At 60.9% G+C, this 21,054-nt stretch carries 15 protein-coding genes and 1 tRNA gene; 8 read left to right on the forward strand and 8 right to left on the reverse strand.

The window, feature by feature from the left end; translation table 11 throughout:
- From AB5Z54_RS08475 to AB5Z54_RS08505, 7 genes are all read left to right on the forward strand, one after another.
- Positions 1 to 582: patatin-like phospholipase family protein (locus AB5Z54_RS08475; protein WP_368161202.1), on the forward strand; the 582-nt coding region annotated here is incomplete at its 5' end.
- Positions 583 to 775: 193 nt separating this feature from the next.
- Complete coding sequence (rplM, locus tag AB5Z54_RS08480) at positions 776 to 1,219, forward strand: 50S ribosomal protein L13 (RefSeq protein WP_022094635.1); 444 nt, start codon at positions 776 to 778, stop codon at positions 1,217 to 1,219.
- Positions 1,220 to 1,221: 2 nt separating this feature from the next.
- Entirely contained in the window at positions 1,222 to 1,617 is a 396-nt protein-coding gene (gene rpsI, locus AB5Z54_RS08485; RefSeq protein ID WP_022094634.1) for a 30S ribosomal protein S9, read from the forward strand.
- 123 nt (positions 1,618 to 1,740) lie between these two features.
- Positions 1,741 to 3,078, forward strand: coding sequence for a phosphoglucosamine mutase (gene glmM / locus AB5Z54_RS08490; RefSeq protein ID WP_368161204.1), 1,338 nt, complete (start codon positions 1,741 to 1,743; stop codon positions 3,076 to 3,078).
- Positions 3,079 to 3,179: 101 nt separating this feature from the next.
- Positions 3,180 to 3,647 (forward strand): PTS sugar transporter subunit IIA, encoded by a 468-nt coding sequence (locus tag AB5Z54_RS08495; protein ID WP_306421699.1) that lies wholly within the window; start codon positions 3,180 to 3,182, stop codon positions 3,645 to 3,647.
- Between the two features lie 271 nt (positions 3,648 to 3,918).
- Positions 3,919 to 4,647, forward strand: a complete 729-nt coding sequence (gene nagB, locus AB5Z54_RS08500) for a glucosamine-6-phosphate deaminase (protein WP_195246024.1) — start codon at positions 3,919 to 3,921, stop codon at positions 4,645 to 4,647.
- A 448-nt stretch (positions 4,648 to 5,095) separates the two neighbouring features.
- Positions 5,096 to 8,095: an AfsR/SARP family transcriptional regulator gene (locus AB5Z54_RS08505; RefSeq protein ID WP_368161206.1), complete on the forward strand. Its 3,000-nt coding sequence runs from the start codon at positions 5,096 to 5,098 to the stop codon at positions 8,093 to 8,095.
- 69 nt (positions 8,096 to 8,164) lie between these two features.
- On the opposite strand, the gene AB5Z54_RS08510 is transcribed toward AB5Z54_RS08505, so the two are convergent.
- The 6 genes from AB5Z54_RS08510 to AB5Z54_RS08535 all read right to left on the reverse strand — a co-directional run bounded on the left by AB5Z54_RS08510 (position 8,165) and on the right by AB5Z54_RS08535 (position 15,524).
- Positions 8,165 to 8,464 (reverse strand): YhbY family RNA-binding protein, encoded by a 300-nt coding sequence (locus AB5Z54_RS08510; protein WP_006234690.1) that lies wholly within the window; start codon positions 8,462 to 8,464, stop codon positions 8,165 to 8,167.
- A 13-nt stretch (positions 8,465 to 8,477) separates the two neighbouring features.
- A complete protein-coding gene (locus AB5Z54_RS08515; RefSeq protein WP_368161208.1) occupies positions 8,478 to 9,509 on the reverse strand; it encodes a methyltransferase domain-containing protein in 1,032 nt (343 codons plus the stop codon).
- A gap of 316 nt (positions 9,510 to 9,825) precedes the next feature.
- A complete protein-coding gene (locus AB5Z54_RS08520) occupies positions 9,826 to 11,190 on the reverse strand; it encodes a PFL family protein (RefSeq protein WP_368161209.1) in 1,365 nt (454 codons plus the stop codon).
- Positions 11,191 to 11,298: 108 nt separating this feature from the next.
- Positions 11,299 to 13,854: a homocysteine S-methyltransferase family protein gene (locus tag AB5Z54_RS08525; RefSeq protein ID WP_368161210.1), complete on the reverse strand. Its 2,556-nt coding sequence runs from the start codon at positions 13,852 to 13,854 to the stop codon at positions 11,299 to 11,301.
- A 9-nt stretch (positions 13,855 to 13,863) separates the two neighbouring features.
- Complete coding sequence (locus tag AB5Z54_RS08530; protein WP_368161212.1) at positions 13,864 to 14,652, reverse strand: hypothetical protein; 789 nt, start codon at positions 14,650 to 14,652, stop codon at positions 13,864 to 13,866.
- Entirely contained in the window at positions 14,652 to 15,524 is an 873-nt protein-coding gene (locus AB5Z54_RS08535; protein ID WP_118080934.1) for a methylenetetrahydrofolate reductase, read from the reverse strand. The genes AB5Z54_RS08530 and AB5Z54_RS08535 overlap by 1 nt, the downstream gene beginning before the upstream one ends.
- A 424-nt stretch (positions 15,525 to 15,948) precedes the next feature.
- Between AB5Z54_RS08535 and AB5Z54_RS08540 the strand changes: the two genes are divergently transcribed.
- Positions 15,949 to 18,036 (forward strand): glutamine synthetase III family protein, encoded by a 2,088-nt coding sequence (locus AB5Z54_RS08540; protein ID WP_368161214.1) that lies wholly within the window; start codon positions 15,949 to 15,951, stop codon positions 18,034 to 18,036.
- Between the two features lie 634 nt (positions 18,037 to 18,670).
- Here the strand turns inward: AB5Z54_RS08540 and AB5Z54_RS08545 are convergent.
- Both AB5Z54_RS08545 and AB5Z54_RS08550 read right to left on the reverse strand, forming a co-directional pair.
- Positions 18,671 to 18,747 (reverse strand) — tRNA-Glu (locus AB5Z54_RS08545).
- Positions 18,748 to 18,847: 100 nt separating this feature from the next.
- Positions 18,848 to 21,025: a MurT ligase domain-containing protein gene (locus tag AB5Z54_RS08550; RefSeq protein ID WP_368161216.1), complete on the reverse strand. Its 2,178-nt coding sequence runs from the start codon at positions 21,023 to 21,025 to the stop codon at positions 18,848 to 18,850.
- Positions 21,026 to 21,054 lie beyond the last annotated feature (29 nt).

Here is a 21,054-nt window from a genome sequence, read left to right on the forward strand (position 1 = left end):
GTCCAGGACCGCCTGGATCCCTTTGACAACGAGACGTTTGATGCGAGCCCCATCGAGATGTACGCCGTTGCGACGGACATGCTGTTCGGAACCGCCGCGTACCTGCCGGTCAAAAGCGCCGTACTTGACCTCGACGCTGTGCGCGCATCGACCTCGTTGCCGCTGGTGACACCGCCGGTCGAGATAGACGGGCACAAATACGTCGACGGCGGCGTGGCCGATTCGATCCCCATCGAGCACGTGCTGGAGGAGGCGGGCTTCGACCGTGCGGTCGTCATCGTCACGCAGGACCGCTCATACGAGAAAAAGCCCTACGAGTTTATGCCTGCCGCGCGCGCCCGCTATGCCGACTACCCCTATCTGCTCGAGGCTATCGAAACACGTCACGACCGTTACAACATCCAGCGCATGCACCTGTGGAAGTATGAGCGCGAGGGCCGCGCGTTGGTCGTTGCTCCGCAAAAGCCGGTCGAGGTCGGCCATGTCGAGCACGATTCGGCAAAGCTTTTGGACCTGTATATCCAGGGCCGTCAGGAGGCAAAGCGCCTGCTCGCGGAAATCCAAGAGTTCGTTGAGCGCTAGCGACGGCGAACCCTCAAAAAATGACAACAGCTAAAGAGCTGGAAAATCACGGCTCGTGGATGACATGTGCAGAAACTCTGGTCGGAGTCAAAATACCTGTTGACTCGTACGGCGAGCGGGGTAATATGGACGGGTTACTTGCAGAGCCCCGTGAATCTCTGTAACAACACGTACTGTACATGGAGGAGTCTAAGTGATTTCGAAATCGACTCACTACGCCAAGCAGGGCGAGGTCCAGCGCAACTGGGTTCTCGTCGACGCCGATGGTGCTGTCCTGGGCCGTCTTGCCACCCAGATCGCAATGATCCTGCGCGGTAAGAACAAGCCCCAGTTCACGCCCAACAGCGACTGCGGCGACTTCGTTGTCGTCATCAACGCCGATAAGGTCCAGCTTACCGGTAACAAGGCCGACACGAAGACCTATTATCGCCACAGCGGCTACAACGGCGGCCTCAAGGCTGAGAGCTTCCGCCAGGCTATGGAGAAGCACCCGGAGAAGGTCATCGAGCGCGCCGTTCGCGGTATGCTGCCCAAGACCACCCTCGGCCGTGCCCAGATGACCAAGCTTAAGGTCTACGCTGGTGCCGAGCATCCGCATGCTGCCCAGAACCCCACGAAGATTGAGCTGGAGGCTTAAAGATGGCTGAGAACACCGTTGTCTACCAGGGTACCGGCCGTCGTAAGAACGCCGTCGCCCGCGTCCGTCTCGTCCCCGGCACCGGCAAGGTGACCATCAACAAGCGTGACGCCGAGCAGTATTTCGGCCGTCATCAGCTCGTTGAGAACGCCCTTGCTCCCTTCAAGGTGACCGATACCGCCGGTCAGTTCGACGTTATCGCTCTGTGCGATGGCGGCGGCATCTCCGGTCAGTCCGGCGCTCTGCGCCTGGGCATCGCTCGCGCTCTTCTGAACGCTGGCGACTACCGTGCTGACCTCAAGAAGGCCGGTTTCCTTACGCGCGATGCTCGCGTGGTCGAGCGCAAGAAGTACGGCCTCAAGAAGGCCCGCCGCGCTCCCCAGTTCTCCAAGCGCTAAGGTTTTATCTCCTTACGAGATACAATGTACAAGCGGGGCCTGCCGATTGCTCGGCGGGTCCCGCTTTTCATTTTCGACTAGAGTGGGCGACTGTGTTTTGCCTACTTGGGAAGGAGCGATCCTATGCCCCAGAACATCTTCGGTACCGACGGCGTCCGTGGCGTCGCCAACGCCGACCTCTCGTGTGACCTCGCGTTTCGCCTGGGTCGTGCGGCGACCAAGTTCCTTGGTCCGGACATTTGCATCGGTCGCGACACACGTCTTTCGGGCACTATGCTCGAGAGTGCTCTGACCGCCGGCATTATGGCCGAGGGCGGCCGCCCGCATTGCTGCGGCGTTATCCCTACGCCGGCCGTGGCGCTGCTCACTGTCCAAAATGAGCTCGACGGCGGCATCGTCATCTCTGCTTCGCACAATCCTCCGGAGTTCAACGGCATCAAGTTCTTTAGCCGCAAGGGCATGAAGCTTCCCGATGCGGTCGAGGAAGAGATCAGCGCCTGGGTCATGTCCGAGGAAGCTATGGCTGCCGACACGCTGCCGACCGGTGCCGGCGTGGGCCACATCATCAAGATGAAGGACGCTCGCAAGGCATACGTCGACCACGCCATCGATACGCTTGATGGCCTGAGGCTCGATGGTCTGGTCGTTGCCGTCGACTGCGGTCACGGTGCTTCTTGCCAGACTACGCCTGCCGCGCTGCAGCGCCTGGGCGCCACGGTCCATGCCATCAACACCGATTACTGTGGCACCGACATTAACGTTGAGTGCGGCTCCACTCACCTTGAGCCCCTGCGCGAGCTCGTGCTGCGCACCCATGCCGATATCGGCCTGGCCCACGACGGCGACGCCGACCGCGTACTGTTCGTGGACAGCGAGGGCAATGAGATCGACGGTGACTACATCCTGGCTATCTGCGGTTCTGACCTCGCCGCTCGCGGCAAGCTCGCCAACTCCGAGATCGTCTCGACCGTCATGTGCAACCTGGGCTTCTCCATCGCTATGAAGGAGCAGGGCTTCGAGATGGTTCAGACCGCCGTGGGCGACCGTTATGTTCTTGAGCGCATGCTCGCGGACGGCGCCGTCATCGGCGGCGAACAGTCCGGCCACATCATCTTCCTGGAGCACAACACCACCGGCGACGGCCTGGTGACGGCTCTGCAGCTGCTGGCCGTGCTCAAGCGCACCGGTCGCACCCTCACCGATCTTGCCGGTATCATGAAGAAGTACCCGCAGGTACTCGTCAACGTGCATTCGGACAACAAGGCCGGTCTGGACGATTGCCAGCCCATCTGGGATGCCGTCGCTGCTGCCGAGAAGGAGCTTGACGGCCGCGGCCGCATTCTGGTGCGCCCGAGCGGTACCGAGCCGCTGGTCCGCGTGATGGGCGAGGCCGAGACGCACGAGCTGACCCAGCGCGTTGTTGACGACATCGTCGAGGTTGTCAAGCGCGAACTTCCCTAATGGTCAAAAACCGTTGCCAAGTGGTAAACTGTTGAGGTTATTTTGATTGATTGGTATGTCCGAGGGGGAGCATGTTCACTAAAGTCCTAAGGTCTTTTGGTATGCGTGGTCGAGTCCTTACGCTGGATGCTCCCATCTCGGGCGACGTCATTCCGCTTTCCGAGGTAAACGATCAGACGTTTGCCACTGGCCTTTTGGGCCAGGGCGTGGCGATTCAGCCCACCGGAACGCGTGTGATTGCACCGGCTGACGCCAAGGTCGAGGCCATTTTTCCCACGGGACACGCCGTTGCGCTTAACACGGTCGATGGCTTGGACGTGCTCATCCACGTTGGTTTGGACACTGTTCAGCTCGAGGGCAAGCACTTTACCGTACATGCGCAAGTGGGTGACATCGTCCATAAGGGCGATGTACTCATTGAGTTCGATCGCGAGGCAATTGCTGCCGAGGGCTACGATGTGACGGTTCCCATCTTGGTGTGCAACTCCGTTGAGTTCTCAAGCATCAAGGGCTCCGTTGGCGTGCATGTCGAAGAGATGGACCAACTCATCGTTGCTCGCGAGCGCTAGCAAGTGCACGTGGCCATTAGCCTACAATTCAAACACGTTTACGGAGGGCGCCCTTGAAAGAGGACGCCCTCCGTGGCAAGATGGGATTTGTCCGAGGCTAAACAGCTTCGGGTCACCGTGGACGGGCAGGGGCCTCGACGCGGCTAGACACGAGACACATACATTACGCGACCTCGCCCTGGTGGCCGCACACGTTGGTTGCGGCCGACGCGGGCCGCGGGCAAGTGCTTGTAAGGGAGCCTTGCCTCTCTTGTACGAGAAAGGACGCGTAATGAAGATAATTAAAGCTAAAGACTACGAGGATATGAGCCGCAAGGCCGCTAATATCATCTCGGCGCAGGTTATCCTCAAGCCCGACTGTGTGCTGGGCCTTGCCACCGGCTCCACCCCGATCGGTGCCTACAAGCAGCTCGCTGCTTGGTACGCGAAGGGCGACGTCGACTTTGCCGAGGTTAGCACCTACAACCTGGACGAGTATCGCGGCCTTTCGCACGACGATCCCCAGAGCTATCACTACTTCATGCGCGAGAACTTCTTCGATCACATCAACATCGACCTGAACAACACGCATGTGCCCGATGGCTCCAACCCCGACGCCGCCGCTGCCTGCTCTGAGTACGACAAGATCGTCGCCGACGCCGGTTACCCGGATCTGCAGCTGCTCGGCATCGGCAACAACGGCCACATCGGCTTCAACGAGCCCGATGACCACTTCTCCAAGGGTACGCACTGCGTCGACCTCACTGAGAGCACCATTCAGGCCAACAGCCGCCTGTTCGACAGCATCGACGATGTTCCCCGTCAGGCCTACACCATGGGTACCCAGACCATCATGTATGCCCGCATGATCCTGGTCGTCGCCAACGGCGAGGCCAAGGCTCAGGCTGTGCATGACATGTGCTATGGTCCGGTTACACCCGAGTGCCCGGCTTCGATCCTGCAGCTGCACACCAACTGCGTTGTCGTTGCCGACGAGGCCGCCCTTTCGCTCTGCGAGTAGCGCGAATCCTGCACCTCGACATAGCCTTGCCTAAGGCCTCCGCTTTGCGGGGGCCTTTTTGCTATCCCTTTCCGCCCGCTTGACCAAAATCTTGGCGCAAGCTTGACGAATGCCGGATGCCCAACAGCTTGATTCATTCCATACCAGATTCTATGCAAAAATGCCACTAGAAGGTCGTAGACGGTAGCGGGTGCTAGGCGAGTTGAATGACATGGCTGAACCTTGTTCATCTGCGTTACACTGCCGCTTAAATGGGACAAGCTGACAAGCTCATTTACCTGCTTAAAGACCGATTAGTCGGGGGATTAATAACAATCGGCCCTCGCTGTACAAAAACTTGCCGCTTGCGTACCAAAAGACAACCTAAAACACAAGGTCGCTCTATTCATAGCGCGGCTTGTATGGTCTTGCGGTTACAGTGTCCATACGGTCGAGTTGAGGAGCGGGCATGGTAAACGATTTGGGCAGTATGGACGATCTCGAGCTGATGCCGCTGGGCGGTGGCTATATGGTGCGACGCGAACGCTTGATGAATGAGCTTCTCGCCAAGGGCCGAAAGGCCGGCATCGTGGTTCTTTATGCGCCCGACGGGTTTGGGAAGACCTCGGTGCTGCTGCAGTACACCCATGAGGTTAAATGCGACCCGACGCGAGGCCCCGTGCGGATTATCGAGGCCGATCGCGCCATTGGGCGCGAGGTGTTTATGCAGCTCGAGGTGGTTACCGAAGAACTCAAAGACAAACCGCACTCCCTTATCGCGATTGATAATGTGCCAAACCTCGATCAGCACGATACCGAAGACCTCATCGACAGGATTCGCGGCCTGCGCGCTATGGGGATAGGGGTCTTTATCTCCTGCCGTCCTTCAAATCGTCAGCTGATTCATGGGCTGGGCGATTCGGTTAAGATCAATGCGCAGATGCTCAAGGTGCATGCCTATGAGTATTCGGCGTGGGCATCGGCGTTTTCGATCAGCACATCGCTCGACTTTTATCAGCTCACGCAGGGCGTGCCCGAGCTCGTTTCGGCATTGCAGACGGGTCTGTATGGCCAAGGCGACGTAGCCGGTCTGCTCGAAAACGAGATTGTCAACGTATATGGCGCGGCACTTGTCGATCTGGCTTCGCTCGACAATAATGCGCTGTTTTGCGTGGCATGTCTCATGGTTTTGATGGGCGAGGGCAATATCGCAGAACTCGAGGCCTGTGGGGTGAGGTTGTCGATGGTCGACCAGTCCTACTTTGTACGCGACTACCCGATCTTTGGCTTGGATCCCGCCGAGCGGAGTTTTACGTGTCTGGGCACGGAGGATAACGGACGCTTGCGCTTGCGCAAGTTGGTGGCCGAGGTTCGCCCCGAGCTTGTTCCGAGGGCGGCCCGGATTTTGCTTAAGGCGGGTAGATGCGATGCGGCGATGGGCCTGGCGGACGCCTTTTTGGACCGTGAAGCGGTCCTTGAACTTGCTGGGCAGTATGGGGTCGATCTGGCTCTGACGGGGCACGGGGCCGATATCTGCCGAGCAGCGCTGGGCACGATCGATGCCGACGATCCGGCTCCAGAGCCAATGCCTGCCGAGGCGCTCGGCGTATATCTGGCGGCGGTCAGCGTGTCCAATACAAAGCTCGCTCGCTATATGGCATCGGTCATCGAGCGCGGGGGCGAACGGGCGGCCTGCGAAATAGACCCTGTTTCATGGAGGGCGGCCCAGACACTGACGGCTGTTTGCTATGGGGACAACGGGCTTGGGCTTCCTACGAACCTGGCCGTGCCAGAAATAGAGACGTCCCACACCGCACTCGACATGCTGTCCGCGCATATCGAGGTCAAGCGATGCCTGACCGAACGGGGAGATGACGGCGGCGTTCTACAGCAGCTCAAAACGAGCAAGGCCTACGACTGTGAGCTCGACATCGCGGGGATTGTTATACGGGCCGATAGCATGCTGGTGGAGCTTTTTGACGGGTCGTTTGCGGGAACCGACGAGCGCGACGACGAGATGACGGTGGTGCGGGAGGCGCTCGACGTACGTGGGCTTAAGGCGATGGCTATCTGGGTGCGCATGGTGTTGGCGGCACGGCGGCTCCTTTCCGGCCTGCCGGTAACCGACGACGCGGCGTTCAACGAGCTCGATCGTTTTGCTGTGCGCATGCGCGACAACCAGATTCAGCTGTTTGGCCTGTTGCTAGAAGGCTGGCAGTCGCTGGCAGAGGGACGGCCGGTTAATGCAAAGTTCCGTGCGGTCCAAGTGCTCAAACTTGCCGAGGAGTCGATTGCGTACATGCGCGATAACGCATTGCTGCTGGAGCGCGCGGCATATCTGCGTAACACCTCGATGGTTTCGGTGCGCGAGGAAGCGGAGCTACTCGATATAAGCCAGACGCAGGTTGGTGGCGCAGAGGCCTGGATGGTGGCGCTGCATTTGGCCTGCGCGGGACGAGATAGCGATCTTGCGGCCTGGATGTCCATGAATCGTGCGGGGATTCTAGAGCCATCGTATCGGCTCTTTGCGCGCCTTGCCATGCATTGTCTGGGCGAGCCGGCGGGCAGGATACGCAAGAAGCTTCCCGTGCGCGAGCTGTCGCGGTACTCGCTGCGCGACGATTTGGAAGGGGAGGGCGAGCGCCTGTTCCAGGCCGGCGAGGTTGAAGCCGTTGATACCATCGACTATATCGAGATTCGCATGTTTGGTGCGTTTCGCGCCGAGCGCGACGGGTTTCCCATCACGGACAAAATGTGGCGCCGCAAGAAGGCGGCGACACTTGCCGAGCGGCTTGCACTGGGCATGGATGCGCTCGTCGATCGTGAGACGCTGGCCATGGAGCTGTGGCCCCATGCCGAGTTCAATAGCGCCCGCAATAACCTGTACTCGACGATATCCCGCTTGCGGTCGGCTTTGGGACCGACGCCGGATGGCAAGTCGTGTGTGCTCATCCAAAATGAATGCATCGGACTCAACGGCGACTACGTCAAGACCGATGTACGGCTGTTTGACCAGATAAGCCGTGAGGTTTTGGGAAATCGCACGGGTGCGCGCGGGCCCCATTTAGTTGAGCTGTGCCTTAAGATTGAGCAGCTTTATGCCGGACCGCTGTATGTTCCCAATGGCTGTAACCCCACCTACTTTTTGCGTATGCGACGCATTATGCAGTCAAAGTACATCGATTGCATGATTAAGGGGGCCAATGCCGCTCTAGAAGAAAACGATCTGCAGTCGGCGATTTGGCTGGCGGAGTCGGGGCTTCGACAGGAAACGGCGCGTGAGGATATGGTGCGCTGCGCCATGCGCGTCTACAGTGCGGCGGGGCGGCGGCGCGATATCGTCGAGCTATACAGCGGGCATATGCACCATCTGAGGGAGCAGGTCAATGGCGTGCCCGAGCCCGAGACGCGGCGTCTATACGAGCGCTTGGTGGAGGGACGGCTCAATCGCGTGCTGGTCGAGCGATAAAAAACGGGCGCCCGAAGTACTTGGGCACCCGTAAGCTTGCTATGTGTTGGCTCGCCGGATCATTGGCTCTTAGACGAGTTTGATCTTCTCGATGTCCTTGCGCGAGGACTCGCGATACAGCGAGAACTTGCGGCCGATGACCTGAACGACCTCGGCGTGGCAACGCTCGGCGAGCTCCTCGGCGGCTTCGCGGGCGGAAAGGCTGGAGCCATCGAGCACGGAGCACTTAACGAGCTCGTGCTTCTCCAGGTAGGCGACCGTCTGCTCGACGGTGCCCTCGTTGACGTCGGACTTGCCGATGATGATGGCGGGGTTGAGGTGATGGGCCATGCTGCGAAGCTGCTTGACCTGGGCTCCTGTCAGTGCCATGGGTTCTCGCTTTCTATGTATGGGGCGCCCCGCGACGGGGCCTTAATCTACGTGAGCTGTCCCACGATAGCGCAGGAACGGCGCAGTGTGGAGCGCGTTTGCCCAGTTCAAAAAGAATGCGGATGCCGAGTGAGTGGGCGGTGCGGGCTGCGAACAGGCTATGAGCGGGGTGCAGAGACCGGATCCCATGCAATAAACGCCCAACGAACCTTACGGACATGATCGAGCATATAGCGCCCCTGTGGCACACCCTTGGAGCCCGGCTCACCGGCATGGGGGTTTCAATCATGTGTTGAGCGATGTAGTCGCGCAGGCAGTCGACCTTATCCTCGTTGCCATGCTCGAGCATGCGAGAAAAGTCCGCCACACCTGCCTCAAGGCTATCGAAGGTATCGCGACGAGGCGATTCAAAGTATGTAACCTGCGGCAACGCACCCATCTGAATGAGGATGTTGAAAGCATACACAAAGCCATTGCTGCAGGTAACGGAGGCACCAATGGCGTTCATCAAGTGCAGATCATAGCGCGGGCTGGAGTTGGCGACCATCGTGACAGCGCAACGCCGACGAGCCGTACGGTCGAGCTTGGCAAGCGCACCTTTTAGATTGGTCGTCGTAACCGACCGACTGGCAAAGGCAATATCCACCGCTTTCGCGACCGGTCCAACCAAATCCCAATCATCATCCCAAGCAAGCTCAAGCGGCGTAATGCGATCCTCGAGCCCATAGTACTCAATGCCAGCATCAAGCGTGCCCAACATAGCAGGGGAGAAGTCGGCCGCAATCACAGGATGCCCAGCCTGAGCAAGCGGAATAGCAATCGACCCAGCTCCACACCCCATATCAAGCACGGATTCACCAGGCTTTAACGCCAACAGCTTCATAAAGTCCCGGGCATACGGGGCAGTCTCCAACGGCCGAAAATGCCGAGCCCGCTTATCCCACTCAAAAGGATCATCAGCCCGATGCCGATCAGCTTGCAAGCGCATCCATTCGTCATTCCAATCAGCAGAAAGAAGCTCAGAGCGAGCATCCCCATCAACCACGGGCCAACCTCCTAGCAACAAAAAAGCGACTCCTCCCAAGAGAAGAGCCGCAACCAGCATATATCAGAAAGAACCGATCCAACGCCAAACCGCCGTATCGACCATGTGGTGCAGGAGCGAAGCGACTGCAACCGGGATAGAACTCAACCGAGGTCCCGTTGTGCGGGAGCCCCGGGGAGGGCAAATATATAAGGTCGATCGCGAGTTCCGCACGAGCCGGAGAGCACTTAATGTGCTCTCCGTGCGAGTCAGGACTGTCCGAGCAGGCGACCTTATATATTTGCCCTCCCCGGGGCTCCTCGCCCGAACCCCTCAGCTAGTTCTTCAGCGAGTTCAGCGGTGCCGGGAAGCGTCCACCACGGTGGGCGAGCACGGTGCCGGCGTTGGGGTTCACCGGCATGATGGGTGCACGGCCGAACAGGCCGCCGTACTCGACGCAGTCGCCCACGCCCTTGCCGATGGCGGGAATCACGCGGACGGCCGTGGTCTTGTTATTGATGACGCCGATGGCCATCTCGTCGGCGATGATGCCGGCGATGGTCTCGACCGGGGTGTCGCCGGGGATGGCAATCATGTCCAGGCCAACGGAGCACACGCAGGTCATGGCCTCGAGCTTCTCGAGCGAAAGTGCACCGGCCTCGACGGCGGCGATCATGCCGGCGTCCTCGGACACGGGGATGAAGGCGCCGGAGAGACCGCCCACGCTGGAGCTGGCCATGACGCCGCCCTTCTTGACGGCATCGTTGAGCATGGCAAGCGCGCAGGTCGTGCCGGGGCCACCGCAGGTGCCCACGCCGATGATCTCGAGGATGCGCGCGACGGAGTCGCCGATGGCAGGCGTGGGAGCCAGCGACAGGTCGACAATGCCCTTCTCGACACCCAGACGATGGGCGGCCTCGCGGCTCATGAGCTCGCCGGCGCGGGTGATCTTAAAGGCGGTCTGCTTAATCTTCTCGGCGACCTCCATCATCGATGCGGAGTCGGGCAGCGTTTCCAGGGCTGCGGCCATAACGCCGGGGCCCGAGACGCCTACGTTGATGACGGCGTCGGCCTCGCCACCGCCGTGGACGGCGCCCGCCATAAACGGGGAGTCCTCGACCATGTTGGCAAAGCAGACAAACTTGGAGGCGCCGACGGAATCCTGGTCGGCCGTGAGCTTGGCGGCATCGATGATGGTCTGGGCGGCCATAAGCACGGCGTCCATGTTGATGCCGGCGCGCAGGCTGGCGACGTTGACGCTGGAGCAGACGCGGCTCGTGGTAGCGAGCGCCTGGGGGATGGACTGGATGACGCGGCGGTCGGCGTCGCCGATGCCCTTCTGGACGAGTGCGGAGAAGCCGCCCAGGTAATCGATGCCGAGCGTCTCGGCCGCGCGGTCGAGGGCATGCGCGATGGGGGTGAGGTCCTCATCCTTGCAGCACGCGGCGATCTGCGCCACCGGGGTGACGGAAACGCGCTTGTTGACGATGGGGATACCGTACTCGCGCTCGAGGTTCTCGGCGGTCTCGACCAGATGCTCAGCCGTGTGCGTCACGTGGTCGTAGATCTTCGTGCACATGCAGTCGAGGTTCTCGTCACCGCAACCCATGAGCGAAACACCCATGGTGATGGTCCTGATGTCGAGGTTCTGCTCCTCAACCATGCCGCGGGTTTCCGCGATTTCTGCGGGCGTGATCGCCATCCTTGCGCTCCTATCTGCCAAAACGAGCATAGTCTTGTCTATTCTAACGTGCCACACGTGCCAAGTGGCGCATGCGGCACGTTTTGGTGCTCGGTTGTTTCCGTTGTGTTACTGCCCAAAGACCTCTTCGGCGATACGAGCGCTTTCGGCGGCGTCCTTGGCGTAGTAGTCCGCGCCGATCTGCTTGGCATACTCGGGGGTGAGCACGGCGCCGCCCACGATGATCTTGACGCCCGGAACCTCGGCATGGAGCAGCTTGATGGTCTCCTCCATGGCGACGACCGTGGTAGTCATAAGCGCCGAGAGGCCGACGAGCTTAATGTCACGCTCCTGCACGGTCTTGAGCACCTCTTGCGGGTCGACGTCGCGGCCTAGGTCAAAGACAGTGTAGCCGTAGTTATCGAGCAGCATTTTGACGATGTTCTTACCGATGTCGTGGATATCGCCCTTGACGGTGGCCACGCAGATCTTGCCCTTGTCGGCAATCTCGCCGGCGGGCATCAGGCGCTTGATGGTGTCGAAGCCCACGCGTGCGGCTTCGGCCGAGGCCATAAGCTGCGGCAGGAAGAACTTGCCCTGGTCAAAGAGGACGCCGACCTCGTCGAGGGCGGGGATAAAGTGATTGTTGATGAGGTCCATGGCGTCGTGGTCTGTCAGCAGACGCTCGGTCTCGGCAGCGATCTCGCCTTTGCGGCCCGAGACGACCATGTGGCGGATGGGGTCATCATCAACGCTGGTGGCGGTGCCCGCGGCAGGCGCGGCATCACTCGATGCGGCCTGAGCTGCTGCCGGGTTGGCGGCGATCTTGTACGGATCGGTCCAGCCGGCGTAGCGCTCGATGTATCCGGTCGAGCCCTCGTCCTCAACGCTCAGGACGCGATAGCTGTAGACGGTATCCATAAAGCGCTTGGAACCCGGGTTCATGATGGGGGCGTCCAGGCCCGCGCCGAAGGCGGCGGCCAAAAAGACCGAGCCCAGCAGCGGGCGGGCAGGCAGGCCAAAGCTGATGTTCGACACGCCGAGCGCGCATTTGACGCCCAGACGCTCCTTGCACAGGGACATGGCGCGCAGGATCTGCTCGGCCTGGCGTTGATTGGTCGAGGCGGTCATGACCAGGCAGTCGATGAGGATGCGATCCGGTCCGATGCCGTAGCGGGCAGCCTCGGCCACGATGCGCTCGGCGATGGCGAAGCGGGCCTCGGCGGTATCGGGGATGCCGCCTTCGTCGAGCGTGAGGCCGACAACGTTGGTGCCGTAGTGGGCGACCAGCGGAAAGATCTCATCCATGATCTGCTGTTTGCCATTGACCGAGTTGATGATGGGCTTGCCGGCGTAGCGGCGCACGGCGGCCTCGACGGCTGCGGGGTCGGTGGAGTCGATCTGCAGCGGCAGGAGCGTGGAGCCTTGGAGCTGTTCGGTGGCCTGTTGGATAATCTTGACCTCGTCGATCTCGGGCAGGCCCACGTTGACGTCCAGGATGTCGGCGCCCTGCTCCTGCTGGCTGATGCCCTGGCTCACCACGTAGTCCAGATCGCCGTCGCGCAGGGCCTGCTGCAGGCGCTTTTTGCCGGTGGGATTGATGCGCTCGCCGATGACGGCGATTTTGTGGCCATCGCAGGGGAGGTCCACCACGGTCTGGGCGCTTGTGACCGACATGCTGGGCTTGCGGTGGCGCGGACTGGGCGTGTGGTTATCGATAAGCGTGCGCAGCGCTGCCATGTGCGCCGGCGTGGTGCCGCAGCAGCCGCCCACGACGCTCACGCCGTCGGCGATCATGCCGGCGACGGCCTCGGCGTACTCGGGTGCCTGGATATCAAAGACGGTGTTGCCGTCGTCGTCCACATGGGGGAGTCCCGCATTGGCCTGCACCATAACGGGTTTGTCGGTAACGGTGAGCATACGTGCGGCGAGTCCTCGGAGCTCGGCCGGTCCTTGGCTGCAGTTGATGCCCAAAACGTCGGCGCCGATGGCATCGAGCGTGATGGCGGCAACCTCGGGACTCGTGCCCAGGAAGGTGCGGCCGTCCTCCTCAAAGGTCATGGTGGCAAAGACGGGCAGGTCGGAGTTTTCGCGGCAGGCGAGGACGGCCGCCTTGATCTCGGCAAGGTCGGTCATGGTTTCGATAATAAAGAGGTCCACACCCGCATCGACGCCGGCGCGCACTTCCTCGGCAAAGAGGTCATAGGCTTCGTCAAAGCTGAGGGTGCCTAAGGGACGAAGCAGCGCGCCGATGGGGCCGATGTCGCCGGCGACGTAGCGGGCGCCGGCCTCGCGGGCGCAGGTGACGGCCGCGGCAAAGACGTCTGCCACGGTGGCAGCACCGTCGAGCTTGTGGGCGTTGGCGCCAAAGGTGTTGGCGGTGATCACGTCACAGCCAGCCTCGACATATTGACGTTGGATATCGGTGATAACCTGGGGCTCCTCAAAGTTGAGCAGCTCGGGCAGGGCGCCCGCCTTCATGCCGGCGGCCTGCAACATGGTGCCCATGCCGCCGTCGAACAGCAGGTGTCCCGTGCCCTCGACGGCCGCGCGCAGGCGATCGTCCTTAATGCGCAGATCGTCGATCGTGCGCGTCTTGTACGTGGCACCGTTGCGACGTGCGGCATCAACGGGTGCCGCCAATGCAGTGCCGTCAGAATCATGAGTGATAAGCGGAGTAAACATCGAGGGCTCCTAATGGCTGGAATAGCAGGTGGTGTGGGCGGCGCGGAAGCGGCAGTGCTCGCGCATGCGGCAGATATTGCAGGTGGGGCGGGTCTGGGCGTCGTGGACCTCGCCGTCGAACAGGCCGATCACCGCGGTCACGCTTTTGGTGGGCATAAGCAGGCTGGTGGGCGTGACGGTAAGCCCGATGAGCCGCGTGGCGTTGAGCGCATTGACGATCGAGCGCTGGGCCGAGAGCGGGCAGTCGCCGTAGCCGGGACTAAAGCGCCAGTTGCCGGCGAGCCCATGAACGGCGGCGTCCGTCTTGACCTGCTGGTCCATTTGCTCAACGGCGGCTTCCACGTAAGCGGAGCACGCGGCGTCGAGCACGGCGCCCTCCAGGGGATGTTGGGCTCCCGTGGTGCGCAGGCGACGCTCGGCGTCCATGCCGAGGGTGCAGGCCATCAGCGCGGCCATGCGGGCGTCCTTAAGATGGCGATAGATATCGCGACCCCGTAGCTCAACGTTGGTGCCGACCAAGCGAATGCAAGGTTCTCCCTGATCGTCCACGCTCGTGGCATCGATGGCAAATACGCGGCGCACGCCACGGGGCTCAATATCCAGCTCCAGGCGCTCGACCACAAGCTCAATACGTCGTGACAGCTCGGGCTCAATCTGCTGGCCGCCGTAACCCAGATATCGCAGCATCTCGGCACGGTCGACACGGGGATGGTGCGCAGCATCGACACGGTAAAGCGCCGGCGACGCAAGGTCGGCCGGCACTTCGACAGCGGTTGTATCGATGTGCGGTTTTTCCATTACCCCAGGCGCTCCATAATGGTTGCGGCGATCGCAGGACGATTCATAGTGTACAGGTGCAGGCCGTCGGCGCCGTGCTCCTTGAGGTCGCAAAGCTGACGGGCGGCATAATCTACACCGGCTGCCTGCAGGCTCTCGGGGTCATTTTCGTACTTGGCAAGAATCTTGATGACGGGGGAGGGCAGCGACGCGCCGCACATAAAGACCATGCGGCTGATTTGCGACTTGCCCATAAACGGCATGATGCCCGCGGTAATGGGCACGGTGATGCCGGCCTTGTCGGCAAGCTCGCGAAAACGGTAGAAGCACTCGTTATCAAAGAAGAGCTGTGTCACAAAGAAGCTCGCGCCGGCATCTTGCTTTTGCTTGAGGTGCTCGACCGAGAGGTTGAGATCCTCGCAGGCAATGTGACCCTCGGGGTAGGCTGCGGCGCCCACGCAAAAGCCGGCGTCGACGAGCTCGGGGATGAGGTCACGGGCGTAGGCGTAGTCCGAGGCGGGCTTGTCGTCCTCGGTCGCGCCGGCAGGGAGATCGCCACGCAGCGCCAGGATATTTTCCACGCCGGCGGTGCGGTACTCATCGATCTTGGCGGCGATATCGGCGTGGGTACGGCCCACACAGGTGAGGTGCGCAACCGAGGGTGTATCGAATTCGCTCGAAATCATATGCGCGATGGGGGCGGTGGTGGCACCGTTGCCCGAGCCGCCGGCCGAGCAAGTAACCGAGACAAAGCTCGGCGAAAGCTTGCACAGGTTGCCTGCCACCTCGCGAGCCGTGTCGAGGGTAAGCTCGCCCTTGGGCGGGAACATCTCAAACGAAACGGGCGCGGTGCCCTGGGATGCTGCCTGCTTAAAAACCTCGTCGACGCGCATATCGTGCTCCTCTAGATACATTAGTGTGATGTGTTGTAAGGATTCTACAGCACCACTGCGCTACGGTGGAGTTTTACTCGCTATTTGGAAATATCAATCGAAGATGTTTCGCTATCGGCATTTCCTATAACAGAGCGGTCAATGTAGGATGGGGCTATATTGAATGGTATCTGATGCGAAATACCAGTTAAGAAAGCCCCGTCCCAAATTGACTACCCTTAAACCATGGGGAGAGGTCTGCAATTTATGCAGTTGATTGGCTGTTGAGGGTGGCAACGCCGCCTCGATAGGGTAACCTCAATGATTGGTTTCGCGACGGCAACATAACGGTAATGTCGCGGAAACACGGCGAGTCTAAGCTATGACTCGTTCGTTAGTAATCAACACCGCTTCTCACGCGGTGCCGATACGAAGGGAGTTCCGTATGGCCGAACTTACTGACCGCTTCGGGACCATGGTGTTCTCTGAGGAAGTCATGAAGGACTACCTCCCCAAGGACATTTGGAAGCGCCTTGCTGCAACCCTCGAGGGCGGTGAGCCGCTCGACCTGGACGTGGCCAACGCCGTTGCCCATGCCATGAAGGTCTGGGCCATCTCCAAGGGCGCGACGCACTACGCGCACTGGTTCCAGCCGCTTTCGGGCATTACTTCCGAGAAGCACGACAGCTTCTTGGAGCCCAACCACGACGGCACCGCCATTACCAAGTTTACGGGCAAGAACCTCATCCAGGGAGAGCCCGATGCCTCTAGCTTCCCCAACGGCGGCCTGCGTGCCACCTTCGAGGCCCGTGGCTACACCGCTTGGGATCCCACCAGCCCCGCCTTTATCAAGGACGATGTCCTGTGCATCCCCACGGCTTTCTGCTCCTACACGGGCGAGGCCCTGGACAAGAAGACCCCGCTGTTGCGCTCCATGACCGCGCTCTCGCGTGAGTCCAAGCGCGTTTTGGCGCTGTTTGGCAAGACACCCAAGAAGGTCGTTCCTTCCGTGGGCGACGAGCAGGAGTACTTCCTGATCAAGAAGGACGCTTACCGCAAGCGCAAGGACCTGGTCATCACCGGTCGCACCCTCTTTGGTGCTGCTCCCTGCAAGGGCCAGGAGCTCGAGGAGCACTACTTTGGCGCTATCCGCCCCACCGTCTCGGCCTATATGAAGGACCTGGACGATGAACTGTGGGCGCTTGGCATTCCCGCCAAGACCAAGCACAACGAGGTTGCTCCCTGCCAGCATGAGCTCGCACCGGTCTATGGCGAGGTCAACGAGGCCATCGACCAGAATCTGGTCATGATGGAGAAGATGAAGCTCATCGCCTCCCGCCACGACTTGGTCTGCCTGCTGCACGAGAAGCCCTTCGAGGGTATCAACGGTTCGGGCAAGCACAACAACTGGTCGCTTGGTACCGAGTCCGAGAATCTGCTCGATCCGGGCGACACCCCGCTCGACAACCTGCAGTTCATCGTCTTCCTCACCGCGGTGATCGAGGCCGTCGATAACTATCAGGAGCTCCTGCGTGCCTCCGTTGCCTCGGCCGGCAACGACCATCGTCTGGGCGCCAACGAGGCTCCTCCGGCGATTATGTCCATCTTCCTGGGCGACCAGCTTACCGAGGTCGTCGAGAAGATCATCGATGGCAAGGCTTCCGTCCATGCCACGCGCGGCGTGCTCGACCTGGGTGCCGATACCCTGCCCAAGCTGATGCAGGACAACACCGACCGCAACCGCACCTCCCCGTTTGCCTTCACCGGCAACAAGTTCGAGTTCCGTGCCTGCGGCTCCGAGCAGAACGTCTCCGACTCTAACCTGGTGCTCGATGCCGCCGTGGCTAAGTCGCTCAAGTCCTTCGCCGACGCACTCGAGGGTACGCCCGAGGATAAGTTCCAGGACGCCGCGCTCGAGTACTGCAAGAAGGTACTGACCGATCACCAGCGCATCCTGTTCTCCGGCGACGGTTACTCCGACGAGTGGCCCATCGAGGCCGAGAAGCGCGGCCTTGCCAACAACAAGACCACGGCCGACGCCCTGCCCGCCTTTGTTTCCGATAAGGCCATCGCGCTCTTTGAGGAGACGGGTGTCCTGACCAAGGCCGAGGCCCAGTGCCGCTACGACTGCAAGCTCGAGAAGTACAACAAGCTCATGAACATCGAGGCCACCACGATGGTTCGCGAGGCGCGTCGTACCTATCGCCCGGTCATTACCGCCTATGCCACCAAGGTCGCTAAGGGCCTTGAGACTATTCGTGCTGCCGGTGCTGAGGCCGCCATGCAGTGCGAGCAGAACACGCTCAACAAGCTCTGCAACGGCATCACCACCATCAACGACTCCATCAAGGCGCTTGACGCCGTGCATCAGAAGGCTGAGGCCCTCGATGGCCAGGAGCAGGCCAACGTGTACGCGCACGAGGTCGTTCCCGCTATGGATGCGCTGCGTGCCGCCGTGGACGCCATGGAGGAGATCGTGGCAGCCGACTACTGGCCGGTCCCGACCTACGACGACATCCTGTTCTACGTGTAGGGCGTAACTGACATATCGTCACGGTATTGAGCCGGGGTCCGCATCATGCGGGCCCCGGTTTTTGTTTGCGAAGGACGCTTTGAAGCCCGTTTTGCCGCCGACTTGCCTAGGTATAAAGGGTTGTGGACAAAAAACGTCAAATATGAGTACTGTCACAAGTCCTGTAGCATTATTTATTTACAAAATATGGGTTGTTACGCAACATATGTCCAAGTACATAGCTGATAAACGCCTGCAATTCTTCCGCCGTAGGACCCCTGGCGTCTAAATCGCCTTCTGAAGGCATGAAATTGCTGTTACTAAAATGGTAACAGTACTCATATTTGCTATTTTTTGCCCACAGGCCTTGCGATGATGCCGCGGTTCGCACCCTGTCGGGTTCGAACCGCGGCGTTTCGGTAGCAAAAAGCCCGCTACCGCGAGGGTAACGGGCTTCTCGTTTCAAATGGTGCCCCCAGCGGGATGTCCGCGTGCGGCTGACGCCGCCCGCTTTCGCCGCGTCGCTTCGCTCCTTGCGTGCTGCGCTGGAAAACGCTTCGCGTTTCCTCAGCTCCGCACCCTGTCGGGTTCGAATCCCGGCGCATGGGTAGCAAAAAGCCCGCTACCGCGAGGGTAACGGGCTCTTCAATTCAAATGGTGCCCCCAGCGGGATTCGAACCCGCGATATCCACCTTGAAAGGGTGGCGTCCTTGGCCGCTAGACGATGGGGACAGCGGGAAAGAGTATAGCAGACTTTTTTAGCCGTTCACATATCGTTGGCAAACTGAAAAACCACCACAAAGGTGCCTGTCCCCTTTGTGGTGGCGAGGCGTTAGGGGAGGAGCTTCATCGCGGCGTCGTGGGCGGCGTGCTCGTAGGTGTCGTCGAGGGGTTTGAGCGGCAGCAGGGCTGTGGCCTGCGCATCGCCGCGGCGCTCGAGGGCATGCGCGATCAGCCAGTCGGCGAGTTCGGGGTTTTTGGGCAGTGCCGGTCCGTGTAGGTACGTGCCGATGACGCCCTTGTAGATCAGACCCTCAAAGCCGTCGTCGCCGTTGTTGCCGGTACCCGTGACGACGGACGTTCCGAGTGGCGTGGCGTCTGCGTCGAGCAGGGTGCGACCTCCATGGTTCTCGAATCCCACAAAGGGCTCGGGTGACAGATCGGTTTTGACGGCGACGTTGCCGATCAGGCGGTCGGAGCCGCGTACGGTTTCGGCGGCAATGACCCCCAGACCCTCGATGCGATTCTCGCCCATATAGTACGAACGGCCGAGCAGCTGATAGCTGCCACAGATGGCAAGCAGCGAGCCGCCATCCTCAACATAGGCCGCGACCTTGTCTTTTTGGGCGAGCAGCTCGTGTGCCACGGCTAGCTGGTCGCGGTCGGAGCCGCCACCCATCATGACGATATCGGCATCGGTGAGATCGAGTGACTCGCCCATACGGACCTCGTCCACGCGAACGGGAATGCCACGCCAGGCGCAACGGCGCTCGAGCGCGATAACATTGCCGCCGTCGCCGTAGAGGTTAAGGGCATCGGGATACAGGTAGACGATGCGCAGCGGGCGCGAAAGCTCGACTGGTGCGATGCCGACAGGAAGAGCGCTGCCGTCGGCACGGGCTACGGCGCGCCCGGCAACAGCGTCGGCGGCAGCGCCTTTCAGCCCGTCGAGCTCCTTGACCAGCGGCGGGAAGGCCGTGTAGTTAGCGACGGCGTAGAAAGTGTCGCCGGCAGCCTCGTCTGCCACGGCGCCAATTGCCTGGGCGACGTCCGAGATTATCGCGGCATCGATGCCGGCGTACTTGAGGCGTACCTGCATGTCGTGCGCACGCGTGCCTCCGGCAAAGGCGACAAGACCCGGCGTGCCGGCGATGCGCTCAAAGTCGACGTCGTAGATCCACGATACATCGTGTCCGTCGGCGTCGTTGTCGTTGAGGAAGAAAGCGCAGAGTCTGCCGCCCGCCGTCTTAATGGACTGGATCTGTCGATCGAAGCCTACGGGATTCTTGGCCAGGTTGGCCTCGACGGTGCGGCCGGCGATATCCCAGCGGCCCATGCGTCCGCCGGCGGGGACGTAGGCATCGAGCGTGGGCTGCAGGTGCGCCGTATCCACGCCTAACTCATGTGCGGCAAAGAATGCAGCGGCAACGTTGTAGACCATGTACAGGCCGTTGTAGCGCGTGGCGATGTGTACGGCAGCCGCGTCGGACGCAGATCCAAAGACCAGGTCAAAGCCGTAGCCGTCGCAGCCGAGCTCCACGCCCGTCACACGGCGGACCAGTGCGGGGCGTGCCCAACCGCACGAGGGGCAATGGTAGGCGCCGAGTTGACCATACTGCACATAGTCGTACTCCAACGGGGCGTTGCACTGCGAGCAAAAGCGCGAGTCGCTAATACAGTCGGACTCGGTGTTGGTGGCGCCGTCGATGCCAAAGGCGATGCTTGCATTGGGAACGCGTGCGGCGATCGCGGCACACAGCGGGTCGTCTGCGTTGTAGATGAGCGTTGTCGTTGGAGAGAGCTCCAACGCATGGGCGATGACGTCTTGGGTATGGTCGATCTCGCCATAGCGATCCAGCTGGTCACGGAACAGGTTGAGCAGCACGAAGTACGTCGGCTTGAGCTTGGGCAGAACGCGTACGGTGTAGAGCTCGTCGCACTCAAAAACGCCCACGCGCTTGCCGCCGCCGGCTCGCTTGAGGCCGCTGCGCGCTTCGAGCAGTGCGCCCACCACGCCCGGCTCCATGTTGTTGCCGGCGCGGTTGCATACCACGGTGGCACCGCTGGCGGCAACAGCGTCGGCGATGAGGTTGGAGGTGGTGGTCTTGCCGTTGGTGCCGGTGATCACCACGCTGCGGTCGACAAGGCCGGCAAGGTCGCTCAGCAACTCGGGGTCGATCTTCATGGCGATGCGGCCGGGGAGTACGCCACCCTGGCGCTTAAGGACGGAGCGCAGCCCCCAGCGAGCGATATCGCTCGAGGTGCAGGCAAGAGATGAGCGGAGGTTCATGAAACCGTTCCTAACGTAAACGACATGGT

The sequence above is a fragment of the Collinsella aerofaciens genome (assembly GCF_040910185.1).
GTDB classification, from domain to species: Bacteria; Actinomycetota; Coriobacteriia; order Coriobacteriales; family Coriobacteriaceae; genus Collinsella; species Collinsella aerofaciens_BF.

Excerpts from the sequence above, each read along its gene's own strand:
- AB5Z54_RS08550 (WP_368161216.1), bottom strand. The coding sequence starts at position 21,025 with ATGAACCTCCGCTCATCTCTTGCCTGCACCTCGAGCGATATCGCTCGC.
- AB5Z54_RS08535 (WP_118080934.1), bottom strand. The coding sequence starts at position 15,524 with ATGCGCGTCGACGAGGTTTTTAAGCAGGCAGCATCCCAGGGCACCGCG.
- nagB (WP_195246024.1), top strand. The coding sequence starts at position 3,919 with ATGAAGATAATTAAAGCTAAAGACTACGAGGATATGAGCCGCAAGGCC.
- AB5Z54_RS08540 (WP_368161214.1), top strand. The coding sequence starts at position 15,949 with ATGGCCGAACTTACTGACCGCTTCGGGACCATGGTGTTCTCTGAGGAA.
- rpsI (WP_022094634.1), top strand. The coding sequence starts at position 1,222 with ATGGCTGAGAACACCGTTGTCTACCAGGGTACCGGCCGTCGTAAGAAC.
- AB5Z54_RS08520 (WP_368161209.1), bottom strand. The coding sequence starts at position 11,190 with ATGGCGATCACGCCCGCAGAAATCGCGGAAACCCGCGGCATGGTTGAG.
- AB5Z54_RS08495 (WP_306421699.1), top strand. The coding sequence starts at position 3,180 with ATGCGTGGTCGAGTCCTTACGCTGGATGCTCCCATCTCGGGCGACGTC.
- AB5Z54_RS08510 (WP_006234690.1), bottom strand. The coding sequence starts at position 8,464 with ATGGCACTGACAGGAGCCCAGGTCAAGCAGCTTCGCAGCATGGCCCAT.
- AB5Z54_RS08525 (WP_368161210.1), bottom strand. The coding sequence starts at position 13,854 with ATGTTTACTCCGCTTATCACTCATGATTCTGACGGCACTGCATTGGCG.
- AB5Z54_RS08530 (WP_368161212.1), bottom strand. The coding sequence starts at position 14,652 with ATGGAAAAACCGCACATCGATACAACCGCTGTCGAAGTGCCGGCCGAC.
- AB5Z54_RS08505 (WP_368161206.1), top strand. The coding sequence starts at position 5,096 with ATGGTAAACGATTTGGGCAGTATGGACGATCTCGAGCTGATGCCGCTG.
- glmM (WP_368161204.1), top strand. The coding sequence starts at position 1,741 with ATGCCCCAGAACATCTTCGGTACCGACGGCGTCCGTGGCGTCGCCAAC.